This window comes from Achromobacter spanius, from assembly GCF_039673305.1.
Classification (GTDB): Bacteria; Pseudomonadota; Gammaproteobacteria; order Burkholderiales; family Burkholderiaceae_B; genus Achromobacter; species Achromobacter spanius_F.
The window spans coordinates 71,509-94,449 of sequence record NZ_JBDJLJ010000005.1 but is presented as its reverse complement, the minus strand read 5'-3'; the positions used below and the strand labels follow the sequence as shown (position 1 = coordinate 94,449).

Below are 22,941 nucleotides of genomic sequence, written 5' to 3'. Positions count from 1 at the left end.
GGAAATCGTATCCTTGCTGAACTTTTCATGGCGCGCGATACACCAAATTGGGTATGTCTTCGCGGCCATGTCTTCGACGGCTGAAGGCATCGTCGCGCGCATGGCGTGCCCAGCAAAGTCGGTTGTATTACGCCTTGATTGTCCCCGGAGTGCCGGGCGGAGGCTCGATCCGCCGGTCTGCCGACCCGTCCCTCGTCCGGCTGCCTATAATTGCGCCGATCCCCGCTTTTTTTGACGGCAGCCTTGCCGTCGTGCCTCATGTCCACCTTGCCCCTGCGCGTGCTGTCGGTGATTCCGCCGATGACGCAGCTGAATACGCCTTATCCTTCCACCGCCTACCTGACCGGCTTCCTGCGTTCGCGCGACGTCACGTCGTTCCAGGAAGACCTGGCGCTTGCCCTGGTGCTGCGCCTGCTGTCAGCCGACGGCCTGCGCGCCGTCGCGCAGCGCATCGACGCGCTGCCGCTCGAGAAGCACTCACAGGCGATCCAGGCCTTCGTGGCCATGCAGCCCCGTTATCTGGCCACCATCGGCCCGGCCATCGCGTTCCTGCAGGGCCGCGATCCCACGCTGGCGCACCGCATCGTCGGGCGCAATTTCCTGCCCGAGGGGCCGCGGTTCAGCTCGCTGGACGTCTACATGGACGAGGACGGCGGCGATCCCCTGGGCTGGGCGTTCGGCGCACTGGGCCTGCACGACCGGGCCAAGCACCTGGCCACGCTGTATCTGAACGATCTGGCCGACGTGCTGCGCGACGCCATCGATCCGCGCTTCGAATTCGTGCGCTACGCCGAATCGCTGGCGGGCAGCCAACCCACCTTCGATCCGCTGGCGCAGGCGCTGGCGGCGCCCTTGAACCTGGTCGACGACACGCTGCGAGAACTGACGATGGAAGCGCTGGAGCGGCACCAGCCGACGATGGTGCTGATCTCGGTGCCGTTTCCGGGGGCCGTGTACGCGGCTTTCCGGATCGCCCAGGCCATCAAGGCGCGTGACCCCGGCATCGTCACGGTGCTGGGCGGCGGCTTCGTCAATACCGAACTGCGCGAACTGAAAGACCCGCGCGTGTTCGATTACTTCGACTACGTCACGCTCGATGCGGGCGAGCGCCCCTTGCTGGCGCTGCTGGAACATGTGCAGGGCAAGCGTTCGCGCCAGCGCCTGGTGCGCACCTTCCTGCGCGACGGCGAGCCCGGCGCGGTGCGCTATGTGAACATGGTCGAGCCCGACGTGGCGTTCGCGGAAGTCGGCACCCCCACCTGGGACGGCCTGCCGCTGGACCGCTACCTGTCGCTGCTGGACATGCTGAACCCCATGCATCGGCTGTGGAGCGACGGCCGCTGGAACAAGCTGACCGTGGCGCACGGCTGCTATTGGAAGAAGTGCAGCTTCTGCGACGTGGGCCTGGACTACATCGGCCGCTACGAGGGCGCGTCGGCGACGGTGCTGGCCGACCGCATCGAAGCCATCGTGCGCGAAACCGGCCAGACCGGCTTTCACTTCGTCGACGAGGCCGCGCCGCCCAAGGCGCTGAAGGCGCTGGCGGCCGAACTCATCGAACGCAACGCCGGCATTTCGTGGTGGGGCAACATCCGCTTCGAAAAGACCTTCAGCCCCGAACTGTGCGAACTGCTGGCCGACAGCGGCTGCATCGCCGTGTCGGGGGGCCTGGAAGTGGCGTCGGACCGTCTGCTGAACCTGATGAAGAAGGGCGTGTCGATCGACCAGGTGGCGCGCGTGACGCGGGCCTTCACCGATGCCGGCGTGCTGGTGCATGCCTACCTGATGTACGGCTTTCCGACGCAGACGGTGCAGGACACCGTGGACGCGCTGGAATACGTGCGCCAGCTCTTCGAGAACGATTGCATCCAGAGCGGGTTCTTTCACCGCTTCGCCTGTACGGTGCATTCGCCGGTGGGCCAGAATCCCGACGAGTACGGCATCCGGCTCAAGCCCTTGCCCGAGGTCACGTTCGCCAAGAACGACGTCGGCTTCCACGACCCCACGGGCGTGGACCACGACGCGCTGGGCAAGGGGCTGAAGAAGGCCATCTACAACTACATGCACGGCATCGGCCTGGACGAGGACGTGCGCAGCTGGTTCCCGTTCAAGGTGCCGCGCACGACGGTGGCGCGCAACCGGATCGGGCGCGCGCTGAGCCAGCGCGGCTAGCCGGTCTTCATCCGACGCGGCGCTACAGCACGAATCCGCCATCCGCGGTCAGGCTGGCGCCCGTGATATAGCCGGCATCGGCGCCCGCCAGGAATGCGGCAAGACCCGCGATTTCGCTGGATCGCCCCATGCGTCCAAGCGGAATTCGCGGGATGAGCTGCGCCGTCCACTCCGCCGTAAGGTCGGTTTGTATGGGGCCGGGCTGGATGTTGTTGACGGTGATCCCCCGCGGGGCAAGGTCCAGGGCCGCGCCGCTGACCATTGCGGCGACTGCCGCCTTGGTCATGGCGTAGACGCTGCTTCCCGGCGTGCCGGTTCTGATGGCGGTGTTGCTGCCGATAGTGATGATCCGTCCGCCGTCGAGCATGTTGGCGGCTGACGCCTGGATGGCCAGGAACACGCCGCGCACGTTCACCGCCAGCATCTGGTCGAGTTCGCCAAGCGGCACCGCACTGAGCGGATTGGCGCGGTAGATGCCCGCGTTGACGACCGCCACGCCGAGGGGGCCGAATCGTTGCACGGTGGTTTCGACGGCGCGAGCGATGGCGTCCGGGTCGGCGCTGTCGGCTTCGATGGCGAGCGCGCGTCCGCCGCTGGATTCGATGGATGCCACGACCTGGTTCGCGCTATCTGAGCGGCTGGCGTAGGTCAGGGCCACCGCGTGTCCCGTTTGCGCCAGTCTGGCGGCAATGGCGGCGCCGATGCCGCGGGAACCGCCGAATACGAGCGCGGCGGGGGAGTCGAGCGTTGGGATGTGTTGCATGAATTGCACCAGGTTGAGGAGGTGCTTGCATCATCCCGCCGAACCGGCGCCCGGGCACGCGCAATTTCGTGTCGTACTCTATGCGGCGGGCGGGGCAGATACATGCCGGTACCAATGCCCGCCCTCCAGGCGACGGCACCGCGGATTCTCCTGCGTGATCCGGCCCTTCAGGTCGTTGGCGACGCGTCCTGCACCGTCGACAGCACCGGCTCCGCCGCCTCGGCGCCCGGCACCGCATTCGTCAGGTCCTCGGTCATCTCGTGATCCAGCGCGCCCTGGATCAGGTCTTCCGTCACGCGCAGCTCCACGCCCACCGGCGACATCTGCGCGGCGGCGGCAAACGGGGCGACAGGGGCCGGCGCCGGACGTTCGTTGCGGCGCCAGACGAAGAAGCTGACCAGGCCCAGGTTCAGCAGGGCAAAGCACCAGAACAGGCCGGCCTCACCGAACTTCGCCATGACGGGCGAGATCGCCAGCGGGCTCAGCGCCGATCCCAGCGAATTGATCAGCAGCAGGCCCTGGATCATGCGCACCAGCGCATCGGCGGGGGCGCGGTCGGCGGCGTGGCTGACGGCCACGGGGTAGATCGCGAACACGCCGCCGCCCAGCAGGAACAGCAGCGCCATCAGCAGCGGCGACGCGGGCGGCAGCGCCAGGATCAGCAGGCTCAGCACCGCGCAGAACACGGCCAGCGCGATCAGCACCACCTGGCGGTCGCGCAGGTCCGACCAGCGCCCGACCGGATACTGCAGCACCATGGCGCCCAGGATGACGGCGCCCATCATCTTGCCCACCTGCGCGACGTCCAGGCCGATGCGCTGCAGGTAGAGCGGCAGCAGGGTGTAGACGGCGGCGATGGCCACGCCGGATCCGAAGCAGCCCATCACGCCGGTCGGCGTCATGCGCGCCAAATGCTGGGGCAGCAGCGGCTCCACGCGTTCCACCAGCGGCGACACGCGCGGGATGATGACCATGGGCAGCACCGACAGCGACGCCAGCAGTCCGGCCACCATGAACGGCGCCATGTCGCCCAGCCGGGTGATGGCGCCCAGTTCGACCTGGCCCAGCATGCCCGAGCCGTACAGGGCGATCATGTAGAGCGCCAGCAGGCGGCCGCGCATCTTGGGATCGCCGGCCAGCAGCAGCCAGCTTTCGACCACAAGGAACACGCCGACGCTGGCCCAGCCGTTGATCAGGCGCAGCACGAACCAGGCTTCGCTGCTGAAGATCAGGCCCTGCAGCAGCACCGTGACGGCGATGAGCGAGGCAAAGCTGCTGTAGGCGCGGATGTGGCCGATGCGCAGGATCAGGCGGTCGTTGAAGATGGCGCCCAGCGTCAGGCCGATGAAGTAAGACGACGAAATGACGCCGATGACGGTGGCCGATTCTCCGGCCGCGTCCAGCTGCAGGGTGGTAAGGGAAGAGATGAAAGCGTTGCCGATGCAGACAACGAACAAGCCGAGAAGGGGCCCGAGCACCAGGCCCAACAACTGCCGAGACATGAAATCCTCGATTTCCAGAACAGCAAAAGCATCCGGTGCGACCGGACAAACGATCAATGGGTTGGGGGGGGAATGCGTCATGGTTCGCCTGGCTTGAGGGGGCAATGCCATGCGCTTGGGCGCGGGCCGGGCTGCGCGCGCGGGCGCGGCGGCGGTGGGAATCCGGCGCGGATTGTAGCGCCGATTGCGGGACCGCCCGGCGCCGCTCTGGCGCCCCGAAGGCGGCCCCCCGAACTTGCCAGATCCGGCGGAAGCGGTCAGCATCCGGCCCCATGCGACCTTTGAACGAACTCATCAACGATACGGACCCGGCCCTGCCGCTGGTCCATGAATGGATCGCCGCCGCGTCCGTTCCCTGCGAAATCCTCCCGCCGTCCGCCCGCCGCGACGACGTCCTGCTGGCGCTGCAGGTGACGACGCGTTCGCCGATGGGCGCCATCGCCCATGGCACGGGCGGCCTGCTGCTGGACGGCGGCTGGCTGCGGATATTGGGATCGGGGCATCCCAGGCTGCCCCGCGACATCGCCGGCTGGAACGCGGGCAGGGCCGACGGCTTCCTGCTGGTGGCCGATGACGCGGCCGGCGGCTTCTTCGCCCTGAACGGCGGGGCGCTGGGGGACGACCCGGGCATGCTCTATTACCGCGCCCCGGACAGCCTGGCGTGGGAGGCCCTGGAGATGGGCTATTCCGGTTTTCTGCAGGCGATGCTGGACGGACGCATCGAAGACTTCTATGCGTCGCTGCGCTGGCCGCAATGGCAGGCGGACGTGCAGGCGCTGGGGCCGGACCAGTGCTTCTCGTTCTATCCGTTCCTGTGGACCCGCGAGGGATCGCCGGCGACGAGTTCGCGCAAGGCGGTGGACGTGGCCGAGCACTATGCCCTGACCCTGGGGGGCGAGGCCGCCTGACCCTGCCGTGCAGGCGCGATCCAACCGCGCTCTAGGTCAGCGCCATGCCGCCATCCAGCCGCAGATTGGCGCCCGTGACGAAGCTGCTTTCGTCGCTGGCCAGGTACAGCGCGGCGCGGGCCAGTTCGTCGGCCTGGCCCATGCGGCCCAACGGAATGGCGGCGGCCATGGCGTCGTCCAGGCCGGCGCGCGCGTCGGCGCCGATGCCCAGCTTGTCCAGGATCGGCGTCTCCACCGGCCCGGGGCTGATCACGTTGACGCGGATCCGGCGGTCTTTCAGTTCCAGCGCCCAGCTGCGGGCGAAGGCTTCGACGGCGGCCTTGCTGGCCGCGTAGACCGCGTGTCCCTCCAGCACCTTGGCGCTGGCGATCGAACTGACCAGGATGATGGAGGCGCCGTCGTGCATCGCGGGCAGGGCTTTTGTCACGCCGAAGAAGACGCCGCGCGTGTTGGTGGAGAACTGGCGGTCGTAGTGGTCCACGGACACCTGGGACGACGGCTCCAGGATGGCGATGCCCGCGTTCGCCATGTAGATGTCCAGGCCGCCGAAGCGCCGCAGCACGTCGTCCACGACGCGATCATGCGTCTGCAGGTCGGCCACGTCGCCGGTGATGCCCACGGCGCCATGGCCGATGGACCGCACGGCCGCGTCGACCGCGTCCTGTCGCCGGCCCACGATGACGACCTGCGCACCGGCCCGCGCAAACGCCGTGGCCGAAGCCAGGCCGATGCCGCTGTTGCCGCCCGTGACCAGCGCGACCTTGCCCGAGAGTGAGTTCATGATTTTTCCCTGGTAAATGAGGAAATTCCACTCTATCTATTCCAATTGGCGTTAAATAGATGGTCTTGATTCAATCACCTGTTCCTCAATGTCAAAGATCGAAGCGCTACCCGACGCCTCCGCGCTGGTCGCCTTTGCCACGGCGGTGGAAGCGGGCTCGTTCAGCGCGGCGGGCAGGATCCTGGGCACCTCGCCATCCGCCGTGTCGAAGGCCATTGCGCGCCTGGAGCTGCGTTTCGGCATCCGGCTGTTCCAGCGGTCCACCCGGGTCCTGTCGCTGACGCGCGAAGGGGAGGCCTACTACGAACGCGTGGCGCCGCTGCTGCGCGCGCTGGGCGACGCCGGCGACGTGATGCAGCCGGAAGCGACTGCCCAGGGCAGCCTGCGCGTGACCGCGCCCGGCGACCTGGGGCGACTGCTGATGGCTTCCATCGTGAGCCGGTTCCTGCCGGCGCATCCGGCCCTGAAGCTGGAAATGAGCCTGGCCGACCGGCATGTGGACCTGATCCGCGAAGGCTTCGATCTGGCGATACGCGCGGGACGCGTGGCCGATTCGGAGCTGAACGCGCGCCAGCTGGCGCAACTGCCGCTGGTGCTGGCGGCGTCGCCCGCCTATCTGGAACGTCACGGGGTTCCGCGCGGCATCGACGATCTGTCCGCGCATCGGCACGTGCGCTATCTGTTGGCGGGCAGGGCGTTTCCCATCACCTTCGCCTCGGGCCAGGTCGTGGATCCGCCGGGCGTGTTCGATACGGACGACGGGACGGCGCTGCGCGCGGCGGCGCTTGGCGGGCTGGGAATCATCCAGATCCTCGGGCTGGCGGTGCGGGACGACATCGTCGCCGGACGATTGGTCGCGCTCCTGCCGGATGCGCCCCTGCCTCGGGTGCCCGTTACGGTCCTCCACGCGTTCGGCCGCCAGGCGCCCGCGCGCGCCCGTCTGTTCATCGATTTCCTGGCGAGGGAATTGGGGGGGCTCGCCTAGAGGCGCTCGGCTAGAGGGGCTCGCCTAGAGGCGCCCGCATTTGTCCAAACGCAAGCCGATGGCATGTTGCTGCCACGCGACGACCCCGGTTTCAGCTACATGTCAGGCAATATAACCGACTATCATTCTCATTTGCATTAGCTATGAGGGATAGGGAAAATGACTGTGGAACGGCCTTTTTCAACGGAGTCGCGGGCGCGGCGGATGGCGCCATGCCTCGCGTTCAGCATGTTGCTGCCCCTGCCGGCCGCCTGGGCCCAGGATGCGCAGCAGACGACCACGCTGCAGCCGGTGACCGTCACCGCGGGCGGCATCGGCAGTGGGGACTTGCCGCCTGCCTATGCGGGCGGACAGGTTGCGGAGGGCGCCCGGCTGGGCCTGATGGGCAACCAGTCCGTGATGGATACGCCGTTCAACATCACCAGCTATACCTCCGAACTCATCCAGAACCAGCAGGCGCGCACGCTGGCGGACGTGATGGCGAACGACCCGTCCGTGCGGTTCACGACGTCCAGCGGGCACGCGTACGAGAACTTCCGCATCCGCGGCTTTGACGTCAACCAGAACGACGTGGCCGTCAACGGCATGTACGGCCTGGCGCCCATGGGTCGCACGCCGGTGGAATTCGTCGAGCGGGTGGAGGTCTTGAAGGGGCCCAACTCCCTGTTCAGCGGCATGGCGCCCAGCGGCGCGGTGGGCGGCACGGTGAATCTCGTGACCAAGCGGGCAACCGACACGCCCACCGCCACGTTCGGCGTGAACTGGCTGTCCGACGGTCAGCTCGGCACCACGATCGACGCCGGGCGGCGCTACGGGGCCAACAACGAATGGGGCGCGCGCGTCAACGGCTCGTTCAGCGACGGCGCCACCACGCTGGACGGCCAGTCCAGAAAGCGCGAGTTCCTTTCTGCCGGCCTGGACTACCGCGGCAGCGCGCTGACGGCGTCCATCGACGCCTACCATAGCCAGGAATCGTTCACGGGCGGCACGCCGGCCATGTTCTGGTTCGCCGGTCCGGTGGTGCCGGTGGCGCCCGATCCCCGCATCAACCAGTTCAGCACCGCCTACGGCAACATCCAGAGCAACGCCGTGATGGGCCAGGCCGAGTACCGGTTCAACGAGCACATCTCGGCCTTCGCGGGCGTGGGCCGGCGCGACAGCCACCAATCGGGCCTGATCAACGGCACCCACGCGCGCCAGATCGACGCCAACGGCAATTTCACCGGCCAGATCGTCGGCCAGCGCGCCTACACGGACGCCACCACCGCCGAAGGCGGCCTGCGTTCGCGCTTCAAGACGGGCAGCGTGGGGCATGAACTGGTGCTGCAGGCCTCGTACCTGAAGCTCGAGGACGGCTCGGCCACGGGGCCGGCGTCGGTCTTCAAGTCCAACATCTACGATCCGATCACGCCGGTCATGCCGGCCGTGCCGGGCAGCGCGCCCAAGACCAGCGAGAACACGCTGTCCAGCCTGGCCCTGGTGGACACCATGTCGTTCCTGGACGACAAGCTGCTGCTGACCGCCGGCGTGCGCAACCAGCGCGTGAAGACCAGCAACTTCGACAAGACGGGCAAGACGACGGCGCGCTACGACGAAGACGCCGTGACGCCGGCCGTCGCCATCGTCGTGAAGCCGTGGGGTCCGGACCTGTCGTTCTACGCCAACTACGTCGAAGGCCTGAGCAAGGGCGACAGCGTCACCGACACTACCGCGACCAACTTCGGCGAGGTCTTCGCGCCGTACAAGACCAAGCAGAAGGAACTGGGCGTGAAGTGGAACGCCGGCACCTTCACCAACACGCTGGCGCTCTTCGAGATCGAAAAGCCCATGCTGGTGACCGAAGGCACGACGGCGCGCCCCACCTACGCGGACGGCGGCGAAAAGCGCGTGCGCGGCGTGGAGTGGAATACGTTCGGCGAGATCACGCAGGGCGTGCGTGTGCTGGGCGGCGTGACCTATACGCAGGGCACGCAGGTCAAGACCTCGTACGGCCGCTATGACGGCAACACCGCGGTTGGCGCGCCGCGCTGGCAGGTCAACACCGGGCTTGAATGGGACACGCCCTGGGTGCCCGGCCTGACGCTGAGCACCCGCCTGCAGGCGACCTCGCGCCAGTATGCCGATTCGGCCAACAACATCGAGATCCCGGGCTGGGGCCAGGTCGACCTGGGCGCGCGCTACGCCACCAAGGTCAACGGCAAGGATGTGGTGCTGAGGCTGAACGTCAACAACGTGTTCAACAAGTACTACTACGCCGGCATCTTCAGCGACACGACCCCGATCGCGACCCTCGGACCGGCCCGCAGCGTCATGGCGTCGGCCACGATCAGCTTCTGATCTGCAGCCAGCGTTCCGCCCGCTCTTTGTCCGGCGCCTTGGCGCCGGGCGAAGGGCAGGGCGGAACGTTCCGACTTCCATTCACTGAGGGACGATCATGCCAATGCTGATTCTTTCCAGCCTGATCGCGCTTTTCCTGGGCTGTTTCTGTATTTATCGCGCGTCGCCCAACCAGCGCTGGGGCAGAGCGCCCTGGCCGACGGCGCCCGCGCGAACCACAGGCTTTGCGCTGCTGGCGCTGGGCGGCTGGGGCTGCCTGCACGGATTCACCGCGGTTGCGGCTGTGTTCGTGTTCGCGACGGCGTTGATGCTGTTCTTTTGCCTCATCCCGTACGTGGGCGTGCTGTTGGGGCTGCGCAGGGGAGATCCCGATGAAGCCCGCTAAGCCCGCGCCCATCCGCCGCGACTGGGTGTCCAAGAGCCTGGCCGGCGGCCTGCTGGGCTTCGCCATTGCCATGGGAGCCAGCGCGCTCCTGGCGGCGCTGACGTCCGCGGTGCCGCTCGCGACGCGCTCGCAGCTCGCCATGTGGCTGGTGCCGCCCGTGTGGCTCGGCATCCTGTCCACCGTCTATTTCTTCGGCAGCGGCTTGCGCGCCTGGGGCTGGCTGGGCGGGGTCTGCCTGGCGCTCTACGGCGGGCTGTACGCCGCCGGCGCGCTTTAAGCAGGAGGGCCGCCATCATGCGAGCCGACTATATCCGCATCTATAAATCGGTCCATACCTGGACGGGCATCCTGACGGGCATGGCGTTGTTCATCGCTTTCTACGCGGGCGCGCTGACGGTGTTCAAGGAGCCGATCGCCCGCTGGGCCTCGCCGCAACCGGCCGCCGCGCTGGCCCCGCTGGAAACGGCGCCCGACCTGATCGCCCGGACGCTGGCCGCGCGGCCGGAAGTGGCCAAGGGGTTCAGCATCCACTTGCAGGACGCCGAGAACGTCCCCGCACGCATGGGTTGGGAAGTACGCGACCCGCAGGCCGACGACCATGACGAATCGTCGGTGCGGCACTATCTGGCGCGCCTGGACGCGGACGGCGCGGTGCAGGTCGAAGAGACCCGGCCCAGCGGCCTGGCCGCCTTCATCGACGTGCTCCATCGCGTCGTGGGACTGCCGGCGGACAGCGATCCCAACCGCTGGTTCATGGGCGTGGTCGCGTCGCTGTACGCGATCGCGCTGGTGTCGGGCGTCATCGTGCTGCTGCCGTCGCTGGTCAAGGACTTCTTTGCGCTGCGCGTGGGCAAGAACCTCAAGCGCATGTGGCTGGACGCGCACAACGTGGTGGGCATCATCTCGCTGCCGTTCCACATCGTCATGGCGCTCAGTTCCGTCGTCTTCGCCTTCCATGACGGCATCTACGACCTGCAGGACCGGCTGATGTACGACGGCAAGCTGGCCTCGGTGTTCCAGCGGTCGGGCGGGGCGGCGCCGGACGCCGCGCCGCGTGACCCTTCGGCCATGCTGACGCCGGAGGACTTGCTGGCGCGGGCGCGCGGCCTGTCGCCGTCGTTCGAACCCTTCGCCCTGCAGTACACGCAGGTGACGGGCCCCAGGGCCATCGTGCGCATCTGGGGCAAGGATCCGGCCGCCGTGTCGCCGCGGGCTCGCGGCGGCTTCGTGGCGATCGACCCCTACAGCGGCAAGGTGCTGAACACCGACTATCTGCCCGGCAAGCAGGACGCGGCCAACCTGTGGGTCAGCAGCTTCTTTGCGCTGCACATGGCGTCCTTCGGCGGCGCGGCCGTGCAATGGCTCTACTTCGTGCTGGGGCTGGCCGGCGCCTGGCTGTTCTACAGCGGCAACCTGCTCTGGATCGAATCGCGCCGCAAGCGCGCGGACCGGCGCACGGGCGAGGCGCCGGTGCAGCGGCTGGATACGCGGCTGATGGCGTCGGCGACCGTGGGCGTGTGCCTGGGCAGCGTGTGCGGCATCTCGCTGATGATGATCGCCGCCAAGGGACTGAGCGGCCGGGTCGGGGACCTGGACGGCTGGCTGCAGGGGCTGTACTACGCGGCGTTCTTCGCGGCCATCGCCTGGGCCTTTCTGCGTGGCGGCGCGGCGGCGGGCGTGCACCTGCTGTGGATGGCCGCCGCCCTGACGCTGGCGATCCCGGCGACGTCGCTGCTGGGCGCGTTGTTGCCCGCAAGCGGATTGTGGGCGCACACGTCGCCTGCCGCGTTGGGCGTGGATGCGACCGCGCTGGCGCTGGGGCTGGGCTTTGCCTGGATGGCCAGGGTCACCCGCCGCCGGCTGGCGCGCGGCGGCGCGGACAGCGCATGGGCGCCCCGGACGCTCGCATCCGGGGCGTGACGGCGGCCCGTCAGAACCGGTAGCGCACGTCCAGGGTGCCCGAGTTCTGGCGGTTGCCGTCGCCGAACTGCCCGCCGTAGACCACGCCCACCGTGGTGCGCTTGCTGACGTCGATGCCCACGCCCAGCTCGATCACCGCGGCGTCGCGCGCGATCGGCGCGCCGGTGGTGCGTTGGGTCAGGGCAGGACAGAAAGGGCGCGGCACATGCGCCCGTTCCTCATTTCACAACGTAATTCTTGGCCTCGGCCTCGCCGGCCCACTTGCGCAGCGCCGAAATGAATTCCGGGCACACGTTGCCGTCGACGCTGGTGTCGACGATCACGCTGTCCTTCATTCGCATCAGGACCTTGCACTCGTACACCCGGCTGCGGTTCGCATAGTGGCCGCTGCTGCTGGTCTGGAACACGGGGGTGGCGGCCGTGGTGGCGGTCGCGGGGATCATGCCCACCACCTGCTGGCTGGAGCTGTCGACCACCCATTCGGTATAGGGCGCAGTCTGGAAGTCGGACCATTCCAGCTCCATCGTGTTGCCGACCGCGCGTATCTTGGACGGCTCGCCCAGCGCCGCGATGGCGTCGTTGATGGAGCGGCCTTCCATGTTCTTGGCCACGTTCACGCTAGGCGAGAACGACAGGCCCGATTTGAAGATCTGACCCAGCGACGGCATGGTGGAACTGCCGCCGGTCGGCATCGGGGCGCAGCCGGCCAAACCAAGCGCGACGATTACGCAGGCCGGCAGGAGGATCGACCTGCGGAAACCGTGGGAATGCTGTTGCGACTTCATGGTTTGCTGTCCGTGTTCCGTTGTTGGTCGGACCCGCGCTTCGCCTGGAGGAGAGCGCATTGGGCGGCCTCGACGTGATTTGTTTCTCTTCGTGACATCGATGGCGTCCCAGGGCGTCCCGAGTCCGTGGGCAGGCAGGCTTGCCTATTACGGCCCGCTTCAGAAAGTTCGCCATTTTTACCGATAAACGGGGTCGGAGTCCGTCCAGGCAGATGTGAAATTTGTTACTTAATATGCCCGGCCGGCCTTTGCATAGAGGGACGGAACGAGGACGCCCTTTGCTAAGATCGTCCCCGCTCAATCCACTGGACTCGGTCACCGACGATGATGCCTGCCCGCTTTCTTCCCCTGATCCGCGCCGCATTCGCCGCACTAGCCCTGGTTGCCGGTCTGGCGTCGCCCGCCGCGCATGCCGCCGAAAAGCTCTACGGCGGCATCGCCACCGACGGCAAGCATTCGAAAATCTACTGGGTGCTCCCCGAGACCAACGGCAAAGAGGCCGAGGCCGCGGCGGTGGCGGAATGCCGCAAGGCCGGCGGCGCCGATTGCAAGAAGCTGAGCTGGTTCTCGGACAGCTGCATGGTCTACGCCCGCAATTCGGTGCAGGACCTGTTCCCGGGCAATAGCGTGTCCCCCGAAATGGCCGCCAAGAAGGCCATGCGCCGCTGCGAGGCGGGCAGCCCGGACGGCAAGTGCCGCCTGACCACGATGCCGCTGTGCGTGGGCCCGGGCTACAGCGACCGGGACATGCAGGCGGCGGTCAAGGTCAGGCCGGGTGAACTGGAAGCCTTGTCCGCCAAGCTGAACCAGCGCGAATACTGGGGCGCCATCGCCGAAAAGGACACGGGCGACCTGGTGTATTCGGACGGCTACCCCAACGAAAAGGACGCGCTGTCGCAGTTGCTGGAATGGGACGACTGCAAGGGCTGCAAGAAGGTGCTGACCTACACCGACAGCTGCGTCGGACTGGCCTGGGCCAAGGGCACGAAGGGGCGCGGCACCAGCTTCACCGCGCTGAACCCCGATCCGAAGGCGGCGCGCGACGAATCGCGCAACGCCTGCACCGCCAAGACCGGCAATCCCGCTTGCGTGGCCATGGTGCGCTGCTCGGGCCGCGCCTATATCGACGGCTATGCCGGCGAGGACGAAAAGGCCAATTAGGGCGCGCCTTCAGCAAAGCCGGCGGCGCAAGGCCGACGGCGCCTTCTGATACCATCGCGCCCCTTGAAAACCAGGCGAGCAGAGGCAGCAATGGAAACCAGCCAGGCGTCGATAGACGGCATGTACAACAAGATGGCGCAGGACGGTTGGGATACGTCGGGACCGTTGAAGTGGGGCTTCTTCTTCATGGCCCCGTCGGAGGACGCGCTCAGGCTCGTCTACGGCGAACTGGCCGACCACGACTACCGCGTGGAAAGCGTCCACCAGAATGAAGGCGAAGACGGTGGCTGGACGCTGTTCGTGAGCAAGGTCGAGGTCCTGCCGTCGGACAAGCTGTTCCGCCGCTGCGTGGCCTTCAATGAATTGGCCGACGCATACGGCGCGCTCTTTGACGGCTGGGACGTCGAACAGGCCGGCTAGCCGGCCAGGTCCCGCGCCGCGCTTTCGATCAGCCCCTGCAGCCACGCCAGCGCCGGATCCGCGGGCGCGCGGCGGCTGCTGATCATGTCGATGCCGAAGGGGCCGGGATCGATCTCGGGCGGCAGGGGCCGCAAACTCAATTCCTTGCCCGCCAGCCGCAGCGCGGCGCGCCGCGCCAGCGTGGCGATCAGGTCCGTGCCAAGCACCGTGTGGGGCAGGGCGACGATATGCGCGAACGTGCAGGCCACGCGCCGCTTGCGGCCCAACCGCGCCAGGCTGGCGTCCACCACGCCCCGCGCCGAACCGTCGTCGCTGGGCACGAACAAGGCGTGCGGCAGCGCGGTGTAGCGTTCAAGATCGAGCTTGCGTCCGCGCAGGGCGGGGTGCAGCTTGTCCGCGATGCAGACGAAATTTTCTTCATACAGGCGGGTCGCGCGCATGCGCTTGGGCGGCGCCAGGTGGCCGCCGATGGCGATGTCCACGCAGCCATTGTCCAGTTGTTCGTAGACGGCCGCGCGGTCCAGCCGCGCGACGCGCAGGTTCGCGCCGGGCGCCTCGCGCCGCAGGCGGGCCACGATGTGGGGAATGAGCACCACGTCGGCGTAGTCGCTGGCCGCAATGGTGAACCGCTGGCCCTGCGCCGCCTTCGGGTCGAAGCCCGCGCCCTGTTCGAGCGCGCGCCGTATCTGGTCCAGCGCGGCCGAAATGGTGGGCATCAGCGCCGTGGCCCTTGCGGTGGGCTGCATGCCGTCGGCGGTGCGCAGGAACAGTTCGTCCTTGAACACGCGGCGCAGCCGGTTCAACGCGCTGCTGACCGACGGCTGGGCGCGATGGATACGCTGGCCGGCCAGGGTGACGTTGCGGGTGTCGTACAGCGCCTCGAAGGCGACCAGCAGATTCAGATCGACGGATGACAGATTCATGCCGTCAATAATACGAATAGCGATTATCGATTTCAAGAATCATCGCCTGCGCTTCTACCATGGTCCGCATGGAACACGACAAGGAAGCCGCAATGCGCACCGTGCTGGTCACCGGAATAGAACCTTTTGACGGCGAAACACTGAACCCTTCCTGGGAAGCCGCCAGGATCCTGGACGGAGAAACCGTGGCAGGCGCGCGCATTGCGGCCCGCCAGTTGCCGTGCGTGATCGGCAAGGTGGTGGGCGTACTGCGCCAGGCCATCGAGGAAACCCGGCCCGATCTGGTGATCTGCCTGGGGCAGGCGGGCGGACGCAGCGACGTGTCGGTGGAACGGGTGGCGATCAATGTGGTCGACGCGCGCATTCCGGACAACGAAGGACGCCAGCCCATCGACGAACCGGTGGTGCAGGGCGGGCCGGCCGCCTACTTTTCCACGCTGCCCATCAAGGCGATCGTGCGCGACCTGCGCGCCGGCGGCGTGCCGGCCTCGGTGTCGCTGACCGCGGGCACCTACAACTGCAACACCATCTTCTACGGCCTGTCCCATTACATCGCCACGGAGCAGCCCGGCCTGCGAGGCGGCTTCGTTCATGTGCCCTACCTGCCGGAGATGGCCGCAAAGCACCCTGGCCAGCCCAGCCTGGCGCTGGACGTGCTGGTGCAGGGCGTGAAGATCATCGTGGGCACGTCGCTGGCGGTCGCGCAGGACGTCAAGCTGGGCGGCGGCGCGCTGCATTGAACCAAGGAGAAGCAGCGATGGATGCACTTTCGGACGTCGGCGCCTTCGCGCTGGACAATGGGGCTTTCCGGCACCGCCGCGTGTCGGTCGACGGCCTGGGCTATCACGTGGTGGAGGGCGGCGCGGGCCCGGCGCTGATCCTGCTGGCAGGGTTTCCGCAGAGCTGGTACGCATGGCGCCGCGTGATGCCGTTGCTGGCCTCGCACTTCCGGGTGTTTGCGGTGGACCTCCCCGGGCAGGGAGATTCGGACAAGCCGCTGGACGGCTACGACACGCGCACGGCGGGGGAACGGCTGCGTGCGTTGTTCCACACGCTGGGGCTGACGCGCTATGCGCTGGCCGGGCACGATATCGGCGCCTGGATCGCCTATCCGTTTGCGGCTCGCTACGCCGACGAAGTCGAGCGCGTGGTGCTGCTGGACGCGAACATTCCCGGCGTGACGCTCAAGCCCGCGATCGAGCTGGGACCCGACAACTGGAAGAGCTGGCACTTCCTCTTCAACAGCGTGCCGGACCTGCCCGAAGCCTTGCTGGCAGGGCGCGAGCGCATCCTGATCGAATGGTTCTTCTCGCGCAAGACGGCCAACAAGCCGGGCGTGTTCAGCCGCGCGGACATCGACGAATACGAGCGCGTCTACCAGACGCTTGGGGGCCTGCGCGGCATGCTGGGCTATTACCGCGCGGCCGTGCAGGACGCTGAACAGAACCGCGCCCTGCGCGACACGCCGCTGACGGTGCCGGTGCTTGCGCTGGGCGGAGACCGCGGCAGCGCGCCCGATCTGCACGAGGCGCTGCGGCCCCTGGCGCGCGACCTGCAGGGCGGCGTGCTGCGGGACTGCGGCCACTATCTGCCCGAGGAACAGCCGCGCGAACTGGCGCGGCGCATGCTGGCCTTCCTGACGGAAAAGCGCGCGTAGCGGGCTATTTTCACATTGCGTATCGGTATTTGTTGGGCATGCGCGGCGCACCTATTCTGTTTTTACACAACACAGAACGGGGCAGCACATGACCACAATCGCAAGCACGGGCCTGGACATCCGGCCGCTTTCCGTCTTCACGGGCGCGGAGATCCACGGCGTGGACCTGACCCAGCCATTGAGCAGCGCCGAGGTCGAACAGATCAAGGCCGCATTGCTGCGCTGGAAGGTCGTGTTCTTCCGCGACCAGCATATCGACCACGCACAGCATCTGGCATTCGCGCGGCTTTTCGGCCGTCCGACGTCCGCGCACCCCTATGACGCGAATCCGCCCGAGGGCTATCCGCAGATACGCACCATCTCGTCCAAGTCGACCACGGGCCGCCGCGGCGAACGCTGGCACACCGATGTGACCGGCGTGGTCAATCCGCCGGCCGGATCCATTCTGCGGGCGGGCCGTCAGGTTCCCGCCTATGGCGGCGACACCATCTTCACCAATCTCGTGGCTGCCTACGAGCACTTGTCGCCCGCGGTGCGCGCGCTGGCCGACGGCCTCTGGGCCAGGCACCAGTTCGGCGGCTACAACGGCGACTTCGACAACCAGACCGTCTACGCGCAGCGCGTGCAGGCCAGCCCGCTGGTGTCCGAGCATCCCGTGGTGCGGGTGATACCAGAGACGGGCGAACGCGCCTTGTTCGTCAACCCCGGATTCACGCGGCGCATCAAGGACGTGAGCGAAGAGGAAAGCCGGCATCTGCTGAACCTGTTCTTCGATGAGATCACGCGGCCCGAATACACCGCGCGTTTCCGCTGGCAGCCGGGCAGCATCGCGTTCTGGGACAACCGTGCGACCGCGCACCAGGGGCCGGGCGATTTCGCCTACCTGGACGATGAGCGGGTGCTGTACCGCATCACGCTCGAAGGCGACGTGCCAGTCGGCGTGGACGGCCGGCATTCGACCGCCGTGCTGGGCAAGCCCTTTGAGGCATTCGGCGTCGAAAGCGGCGCGCAAACCGGAGTAGCGGCATGAGCATCAAGCGTAAATCGGCCGTGCGCGCCGGATTGGGATTGATCGTTGGCGTGGTGCTGGGCGCGGGCCTGCTGAGCAACTTCGCGGGGTCGGCGCCGGTGCCGGGCGAAGACGCCAACCGCTACCCGAACCGTCCGGTGAAGATCGTGGTGCCCGTGTCCGCGGGCGGCAGCGCCGACAAGCTGGCGCGCACCGTGGCGCAGAAACTGGGCGAAAAGTGGCAGCAGAGCGTGGTGGTGGAAAACCAGCCGGGCGCCAGCAGCGCCATCGGCAACGCGGCCGTGGCGCATGCGAGGGGCGACGGCTACACCTTGCTGCTGGGCGGCGATGCGCTGTCGCTCAATGCGCTGCAGCCGGGAAAACTGCCCTATGACCCGGTGCGGGACCTGCAGGGCGTGACCAAGGCCGTCGTCAATCCGCAGCTGCTGGTGGTGCGGCCCGGCCTGGGCGTCAAGACCTTCCAGGAATTTGTCGCCCTGGTGAAGCAGCGGCCGGGCGAGATTTCGATGGCGCTGCCGGGCGGCACCGGCAGCCTGCAGCATCTGGCCGTTGAACTGCTGAACGAACGCATCGGCGCCAAGACCAACCAGATTCCGTATCCGGGCGGCGGTCCCGCCACGCTGGACGTGCTGGGCGGGCATGTGGACGCGATGCTGATCACCCTGGCCGCCGCCACCGAGAACGTGCGCAACGGCAAGCTGGTGGCGCTGGCCGTCACCACGCCGTACCGGTCCAAGGCCTTGCCGGACGTGCCCACCATCCAGGAGTCCGGCCTGCCGGACTACGTGGTGGAAAGCTGGCAGGGCTTCGCCGCGCCCGCGTCCACGCCGCGCGCCATCGTGGATCGCATCAACCGCGACGTGGTGGCGGTGTTGCGAGAGCCCGATACCGCGGCACTGCTCGAGAACCTGGGCTTCACGATCGCGGCCACGGCGCCCGAGGCCGTGGACCAGACCGTGCGCGAGGACATCGCCACGTACCGCAAGGTGATCGCGTCGGCGGACGTCAAGCTGAAATAGCGGCGGCCTGGGGCATATGCAAATGAGCCGTTCTCTTTAGGGTTTCTGGCTATGTAGAAGCAATTACAACCTCTTTGTCCGGTTGTAGCTGCGCACAATAGAATTTGCCTGGTTCCATTGCTGGCGGCAGGGCATGTCTTCAACTCTTTCCATCGAATCGGTACAACTTCCATTCCTGTCGCACCGGCAGGATGCGGTCCGCGAGTTCTACCAGCGCGTGATCGGCCTGCAAGATGTCTCCGCCGCCGACGACGGCAGGCTGCGTTTCGCCCTGGGCGAGGCCACCCTGTCATTGTCGCCGGTGGAACAGGTCAGCCGCACGGTCAAGCCCGACTACCTGGCGATCAAGGCCAGCGATTACGACGACATCCTCGCGCGCCTGCAAACGGCCGGCCATCATCCCGTCTGCTCGCTGCCGGACGCGCTGCCGCGCGTCATGTACGTGAAGGATCCCTCGGGAAACCAACTGGCCATCCTGGATTGAGGAACGCGCGATGAACTTCCAGCAACTGCGTTCCGTGCGCGAAGCCGTACGCCAGGACTTCAACCTGACCGACGTTTCCGAAAGCCTCCATACCTCGCAGCCGGGCGTCAGCCGGCAGATCCGTGAGCTGGAGGAAGAGGTGGGCGTGGACATCTTCGTGCGCTCGGGCAAGCGGCTGATCGGCCTGACGCCGCCCGGCGAACTGATCCTGCCGCTGGTGGAGCAGATCCTGCAATGCGCCGACAACATCCGCCACGCGGGCGCGGAGTACGCCGACAGCCGCACCGGCGTCCTGTCCATCGCCGCCACGCATTCGCAGGCGCGCTATGCCTTGCCGCCCGTCATCAAGGAATTCCGCCAGCGCTATCCCGAGGTGGTGCTGCATCTGCACCAGGGTTCGCCCAAGCAGGTGTCCGAGATGCTGCTTGAAGGCGAGGCCGACATCGGCGTGGCCACCGAGGCGGTGGCCGATTATCCAGGCCTGGTGAATCTGCCGTGCTATCGGTGGAGCCACAGCATCATCGTGCCGCGTGGCCATCCGCTGGAACGCCAGCACGACGGCGTCAGCCTGTCGCAGCTGTCGCGCTATCCCATCATCACCTATGGCCGCGGATACACGGGCAGGGCGCACATCGACGAGGCGTTCGCGCGGGCCGGCATCACGCCCGACATCGTCATGACCGCCATGGACGCCGACGTGATCAAGACCTATGTGGAACTGGAATTGGGCGTGGGCATCGTGGCAGCCGTCGCCTGGGACGCCGAACGCGACAGCCGGCTGTGCGCGATCGACGCGCGCCACCTGTTCGAGATCAACCTGACGCGCCTGGCCATCCGCCGTGGCGCCTGGCTGCGCGGCTATGCCTTCCACTTTATCGAGATGTTCGTGCCCACGCTGACGCGCGAGGTCGTCGAGCGTGAACTGAAGGGCGACGCCTGATGCAAGCCGGCCCGCAACGTCGGCCGCATATCCATAGATGCATATTTACGTTGTGCGGGGCGCTGCCGGCGCCGTAGGCTGATCCGTTCATCAATCACCGATGCCGGGTCAGATCATGGACAACTTCTCCTTTGCCACCGCGGTGGACAGCAAGCCCACCGAACACGCTCACGCCACGCGCCTGTCAGCCCGGGCGCTGCGGGACGCGCTGCGCGGGGACGAGGAAATCGCCGTTCTCGACGTGCGCGAAGCCGGCCGCTATGCCCGCCGGCACCTGCTGCATGCCGCGCCGGCGCCGCTATGGCGCCTGGAACTGCTGGCCGACCGCCTGGTGCCGCGCCGCGACACGCGCATCGTGCTGGTCGACGACGACGAGACCCTGGCGCACGAGGCCGCGGCCAAGCTCACGCGGCTGGGGTGGACCGACATTGCCGTGCTGGCGGGCGGGACGGACGGCTGGGAACGCGCGGGCCTCGAGCTGTTCTCGGGCACCAACGTCCATAGCAAGGCGTTCGGTGAAGTCATCGAGCACGAGAAGCACACCCCTTGGATCGACGTGGATGAACTGCACGAGCGCGTGGCGCGCGGCGACGACATCGTGGTGGTCGACAGCCGCACGCCCGAGGAATTCCACAATTTCACGCTGCCGTTCTCGCACAGCCTGCCGGGCGCGGAGCTGGTCTATCGCATTCGCGAGCTTGCGCCCGATCCCAAGACCTTCGTGGTGGTGAATTGCGCCGGACGCACGCGCAGCATCGTGGGGGCGCAGACCCTGATCGACGCGGGCATTCCCAACCGGGTCGCTTCGCTGCGCAACGGCACAATGGAATGGCTGCTGTCGGGCCGGGAACTGGCCTATGGCCGCCATGCGGCTTTGCCGGAACCGGGCGCGGACACGCTGGCCGCCGCGCGTGCGCAGGCGCGCGACGTGGCGCGGCGCGCCGGCATCGCCTACATCGACACGGCGACGCTGCGGGCGTTCGAAGCGCAGCAGGACGCGCGCACGCTGTACAAGTTCGACGTGCGGACCCGCGAGGAATACGAGACCGGGCACCTGGAGGGTTGGCGCTGGGCGCCCGGCGGGCAATTGGTGCAGGCCACGGACGAATACCTGGCCACGCGCAGGTCGCGCGTGGTGCTGGCGGACTGGGACGGAGTGCGTGCGCTGACGACCGGCGCCTGGCTGGCGCAACTGGGCGTGGTCGAGGTCTATCTGTACCAGCCGCCCGCGCTGGCGCCGCTGCAGAGCGGTGCGGAGCCGCGGCGCGTCCTGCGCCATCGGCCCGATGCCCCAGGGCTGCGCGCGTCCGCGCTGCGTGCCGCGCTGGACGCGGGGCCAGCCGTGGTGTTCGACGTGGATTCTCGCGCCGCCTACGAGCGCGGCCACGTGCCGGGCGCGCGCTTCGCCGCGCCGGACCGGCTGGTGGAGTTCCTGCCGGCCCAGGCGGACCGGACCATCGTGCTGACATCATCGGACGGCGTGCTGGCCAGCGTGGCGGCGGCGGAACTGGCCTGGCGGGCAAAGCGGCCGGTGCAGTATCTGCTGGGCGGCACGCGGGCCTGGAAAGCGCTGGGGCTGGACGTGGGCACGGGTGCGGCAGGGGTGCTGACCGGCGATGACGACCAGAGCATCAGTCCGTACCTGTTCGACGACACATCGGCGCGCGACCGCGGGTTCCGCGAATATCTGGATTGGGAGCTGGGCTTGGTGGCGCAGCTGGAGCGCGACGGCAGCGCGGACATCCGCCTGCTGGCCGCAGGCTGACGCCAGGCGCCGGGGCGAAAAAAAAGGAAGGCGCGTGGCGCCTTCCTTTGCCGTTCCGTGCCCGTTATCCCTTGATGAAGGCGAGCAGGTCCGCGTTCAGCACGTCGGCGTGGGTGGTGAGCATGCCGTGGGGGAATCCGGCATACACCTTCAGCGTGCCGTTCTTGAGCAGCTTGACCGACAGGCGCGAGGCGTCGTCGATCGGCACGATCTGGTCGTCGTCGCCATGCATGACCAGCGTGGGCACGGTGATGGCCTTCAGGTCTTCGGTCTGGTCGGTTTCGGAGAAGGCCTTGATGCCTTCGTAGTGCGCCTTGGCGCTGCCGATCATGCCCTGGCGCCACCAGTTGTTGATCACGCCCTGCGAAACCTTGGCGCCGTCGCGGTTGAAGCCGTAGAACGGGCCGGCGGCGACGTCCAGGAAGAACTGCGCGCGGTTGTCGGCCAGCGCCTTGCGGAAGCCGTCGAAGACCTCGATGGGCGTGCCGCCCGGGTTGGCGTCGGTCTTGACCATGAGCGGCGGAACTGCGCTGACCAGGACCGCCTTGGCGACGCGGCCCTGCGGTTCGCCATGGCGCGCCACGTAGCGGGCGACTTCGCCGCCGCCGGTGGAATGGCCGATGTGCACGGCATTGCGCAGGTCCAGGTGCTCGGCCACCGCCGAGGCGTCGGCGGCGTAATGGTCCATGTCGTGGCCGTCGCTGACTTGGCTGGAGCGCCCGTGGCCGCGCCGGTCGTGGGCGACGACGCGGTAGCCCTGGGCGACGAAGAACAGCATCTGCGCGTCCCAGTCGTCGCTGGACAGCGGCCAGCCATGGTGGAAGACGATGGGCTGGGCGGTCTTGGGGCCCCAGTCCTTGTAGTAGATGTCAACGCCGTCGGGGGTGGTGATGAAGCTCATGGTCTGTTTCTCCGGGGGGGTTAGGTGAACCGCAGGGATAGACTAGGGCCTTCTGTGCAGCAAAGACATCCTACGCTGGGCTTGGCGCGTCATACAAAGGTAT

22 protein-coding genes and 1 pseudogene are annotated in these 22,941 nt (G+C 67.5%); 16 read left to right on the top strand and 7 right to left on the bottom strand.

Going from position 1 to position 22,941, the window contains the following annotated elements; genetic code table 11:
- Positions 1 to 258: 258 nt before the first annotated feature.
- Positions 259 to 2,172 (top strand): B12-binding domain-containing radical SAM protein, encoded by a 1,914-nt coding sequence (locus tag ABE485_RS07090; protein ID WP_346514521.1) that lies wholly within the window; start codon positions 259 to 261, stop codon positions 2,170 to 2,172.
- Positions 2,173 to 2,194: 22 nt separating this feature from the next.
- Here ABE485_RS07090 and ABE485_RS07085 read toward each other — a convergent pair whose 3' ends face one another.
- Positions 2,195 to 2,935 carry an SDR family oxidoreductase gene (locus ABE485_RS07085; protein WP_346514519.1) on the bottom strand — a complete coding sequence of 247 codons (741 nt, stop codon included), beginning with the start codon at positions 2,933 to 2,935 and terminating at the stop codon, positions 2,195 to 2,197.
- A gap of 167 nt (positions 2,936 to 3,102) precedes the next feature.
- Positions 3,103 to 4,437: an MFS transporter gene (locus ABE485_RS07080; RefSeq protein ID WP_346514518.1), complete on the bottom strand. Its 1,335-nt coding sequence runs from the start codon at positions 4,435 to 4,437 to the stop codon at positions 3,103 to 3,105.
- Positions 4,438 to 4,709: 272 nt separating this feature from the next.
- Here ABE485_RS07080 and ABE485_RS07075 point away from each other — a divergent pair, with 272 nt between their 5' ends.
- On the top strand, positions 4,710 to 5,345 hold the full coding sequence (locus ABE485_RS07075; RefSeq protein ID WP_346514517.1) for a DUF2625 family protein: 636 nt from the start codon (positions 4,710 to 4,712) through the stop codon (positions 5,343 to 5,345).
- Positions 5,346 to 5,376: 31 nt separating this feature from the next.
- Here ABE485_RS07075 and ABE485_RS07070 read toward each other — a convergent pair whose 3' ends face one another.
- Positions 5,377 to 6,126 (bottom strand): SDR family NAD(P)-dependent oxidoreductase, encoded by a 750-nt coding sequence (locus ABE485_RS07070; RefSeq protein WP_346514516.1) that lies wholly within the window; start codon positions 6,124 to 6,126, stop codon positions 5,377 to 5,379.
- Positions 6,127 to 6,214: 88 nt separating this feature from the next.
- Between ABE485_RS07070 and ABE485_RS07065 the strand changes: the two genes are divergently transcribed.
- The 5 genes from ABE485_RS07065 (at position 6,215) to ABE485_RS07045 (ending at position 11,753) form a co-directional block, all read left to right on the top strand.
- Complete coding sequence (locus tag ABE485_RS07065) at positions 6,215 to 7,111, top strand: LysR family transcriptional regulator (protein WP_346514514.1); 897 nt, start codon at positions 6,215 to 6,217, stop codon at positions 7,109 to 7,111.
- 228 nt (positions 7,112 to 7,339) lie between these two features.
- A complete protein-coding gene (locus tag ABE485_RS07060) occupies positions 7,340 to 9,448 on the top strand; it encodes a TonB-dependent receptor (protein WP_346514513.1) in 2,109 nt (702 codons plus the stop codon).
- A gap of 103 nt (positions 9,449 to 9,551) precedes the next feature.
- Positions 9,552 to 9,833: a hypothetical protein gene (locus tag ABE485_RS07055; RefSeq protein WP_346514511.1), complete on the top strand. Its 282-nt coding sequence runs from the start codon at positions 9,552 to 9,554 to the stop codon at positions 9,831 to 9,833.
- Positions 9,820 to 10,110 (top strand): hypothetical protein, encoded by a 291-nt coding sequence (locus ABE485_RS07050; protein ID WP_346514509.1) that lies wholly within the window; start codon positions 9,820 to 9,822, stop codon positions 10,108 to 10,110. Before ABE485_RS07055 ends, ABE485_RS07050 begins: the two co-directional genes overlap by 14 nt.
- Before the next feature lie 17 nt (positions 10,111 to 10,127).
- A complete protein-coding gene (locus tag ABE485_RS07045; RefSeq protein ID WP_346514507.1) occupies positions 10,128 to 11,753 on the top strand; it encodes a PepSY-associated TM helix domain-containing protein in 1,626 nt (541 codons plus the stop codon).
- 10 nt (positions 11,754 to 11,763) lie between these two features.
- Here ABE485_RS07045 and ABE485_RS07040 read toward each other — a convergent pair whose 3' ends face one another.
- Together ABE485_RS07040 and ABE485_RS07035 are read right to left on the bottom strand one after the other, a co-directional pair.
- The gene (locus ABE485_RS07040; protein WP_346514505.1) at positions 11,764 to 11,958 is read right to left on the bottom strand and encodes an autotransporter outer membrane beta-barrel domain-containing protein; all 195 of its coding nucleotides are present in this window, start codon (positions 11,956 to 11,958) and stop codon (positions 11,764 to 11,766) included.
- Positions 11,959 to 11,971: 13 nt separating this feature from the next.
- On the bottom strand, positions 11,972 to 12,538 hold the full coding sequence (locus ABE485_RS07035) for a hypothetical protein (RefSeq protein ID WP_346514503.1): 567 nt from the start codon (positions 12,536 to 12,538) through the stop codon (positions 11,972 to 11,974).
- A 324-nt stretch (positions 12,539 to 12,862) separates the two neighbouring features.
- On the opposite strand from ABE485_RS07035, the gene ABE485_RS07030 reads away from it, so the two are divergent.
- Both ABE485_RS07030 and ABE485_RS07025 read left to right on the top strand, forming a co-directional pair.
- Positions 12,863 to 13,699: a DUF4189 domain-containing protein gene (locus tag ABE485_RS07030; protein ID WP_346514501.1), complete on the top strand. Its 837-nt coding sequence runs from the start codon at positions 12,863 to 12,865 to the stop codon at positions 13,697 to 13,699.
- Between the two features lie 90 nt (positions 13,700 to 13,789).
- Positions 13,790 to 14,119 carry a ribonuclease E inhibitor RraB gene (locus tag ABE485_RS07025; protein ID WP_346514499.1) on the top strand — a complete coding sequence of 110 codons (330 nt, stop codon included), beginning with the start codon at positions 13,790 to 13,792 and terminating at the stop codon, positions 14,117 to 14,119.
- Here the strand turns inward: ABE485_RS07025 and ABE485_RS07020 are convergent.
- Positions 14,116 to 15,042 carry a LysR family transcriptional regulator gene (locus ABE485_RS07020; protein WP_346514497.1) on the bottom strand — a complete coding sequence of 309 codons (927 nt, stop codon included), beginning with the start codon at positions 15,040 to 15,042 and terminating at the stop codon, positions 14,116 to 14,118. The two genes, ABE485_RS07025 and ABE485_RS07020, sit on opposite strands and share 4 nt — an antisense overlap.
- 92 nt (positions 15,043 to 15,134) lie before the next feature.
- Between ABE485_RS07020 and pcp the strand changes: the two genes are divergently transcribed.
- The 7 genes and pseudogenes from pcp to ABE485_RS06985 form a co-directional block, all read left to right on the top strand.
- Positions 15,135 to 15,782, top strand: coding sequence for a pyroglutamyl-peptidase I (gene pcp / locus ABE485_RS07015; protein WP_346514733.1), 648 nt, complete (start codon positions 15,135 to 15,137; stop codon positions 15,780 to 15,782).
- A gap of 17 nt (positions 15,783 to 15,799) precedes the next feature.
- Positions 15,800 to 16,699, top strand: a complete 900-nt coding sequence (locus ABE485_RS07010; protein WP_346514495.1) for an alpha/beta fold hydrolase — start codon at positions 15,800 to 15,802, stop codon at positions 16,697 to 16,699.
- A gap of 88 nt (positions 16,700 to 16,787) precedes the next feature.
- Positions 16,788 to 17,729, top strand: a complete 942-nt coding sequence (locus ABE485_RS07005) for a TauD/TfdA dioxygenase family protein (protein ID WP_346514493.1) — start codon at positions 16,788 to 16,790, stop codon at positions 17,727 to 17,729.
- Complete coding sequence (locus ABE485_RS07000) at positions 17,726 to 18,748, top strand: Bug family tripartite tricarboxylate transporter substrate binding protein (RefSeq protein ID WP_346514491.1); 1,023 nt, start codon at positions 17,726 to 17,728, stop codon at positions 18,746 to 18,748. The genes ABE485_RS07005 and ABE485_RS07000 overlap by 4 nt, the downstream gene beginning before the upstream one ends.
- A gap of 133 nt (positions 18,749 to 18,881) precedes the next feature.
- Positions 18,882 to 19,232 (top strand): VOC family protein, encoded by a 351-nt coding sequence (locus ABE485_RS06995; RefSeq protein ID WP_346514489.1) that lies wholly within the window; start codon positions 18,882 to 18,884, stop codon positions 19,230 to 19,232.
- Between the two features lie 10 nt (positions 19,233 to 19,242).
- Entirely contained in the window at positions 19,243 to 20,172 is a 930-nt protein-coding gene (locus ABE485_RS06990; protein WP_346514487.1) for a CysB family HTH-type transcriptional regulator, read from the top strand.
- 178 nt (positions 20,173 to 20,350) lie between these two features.
- A pseudogene (locus ABE485_RS06985) lies at positions 20,351 to 21,937 on the top strand (rhodanese-like domain-containing protein); the annotation flags it as partial.
- 64 nt (positions 21,938 to 22,001) lie between these two features.
- On the opposite strand, the gene ABE485_RS06980 reads toward ABE485_RS06985, so the two are convergent.
- Positions 22,002 to 22,838: an alpha/beta fold hydrolase gene (locus ABE485_RS06980; RefSeq protein WP_346514485.1), complete on the bottom strand. Its 837-nt coding sequence runs from the start codon at positions 22,836 to 22,838 to the stop codon at positions 22,002 to 22,004.
- Between the last annotated feature and the right edge of the window lie 103 nt (positions 22,839 to 22,941).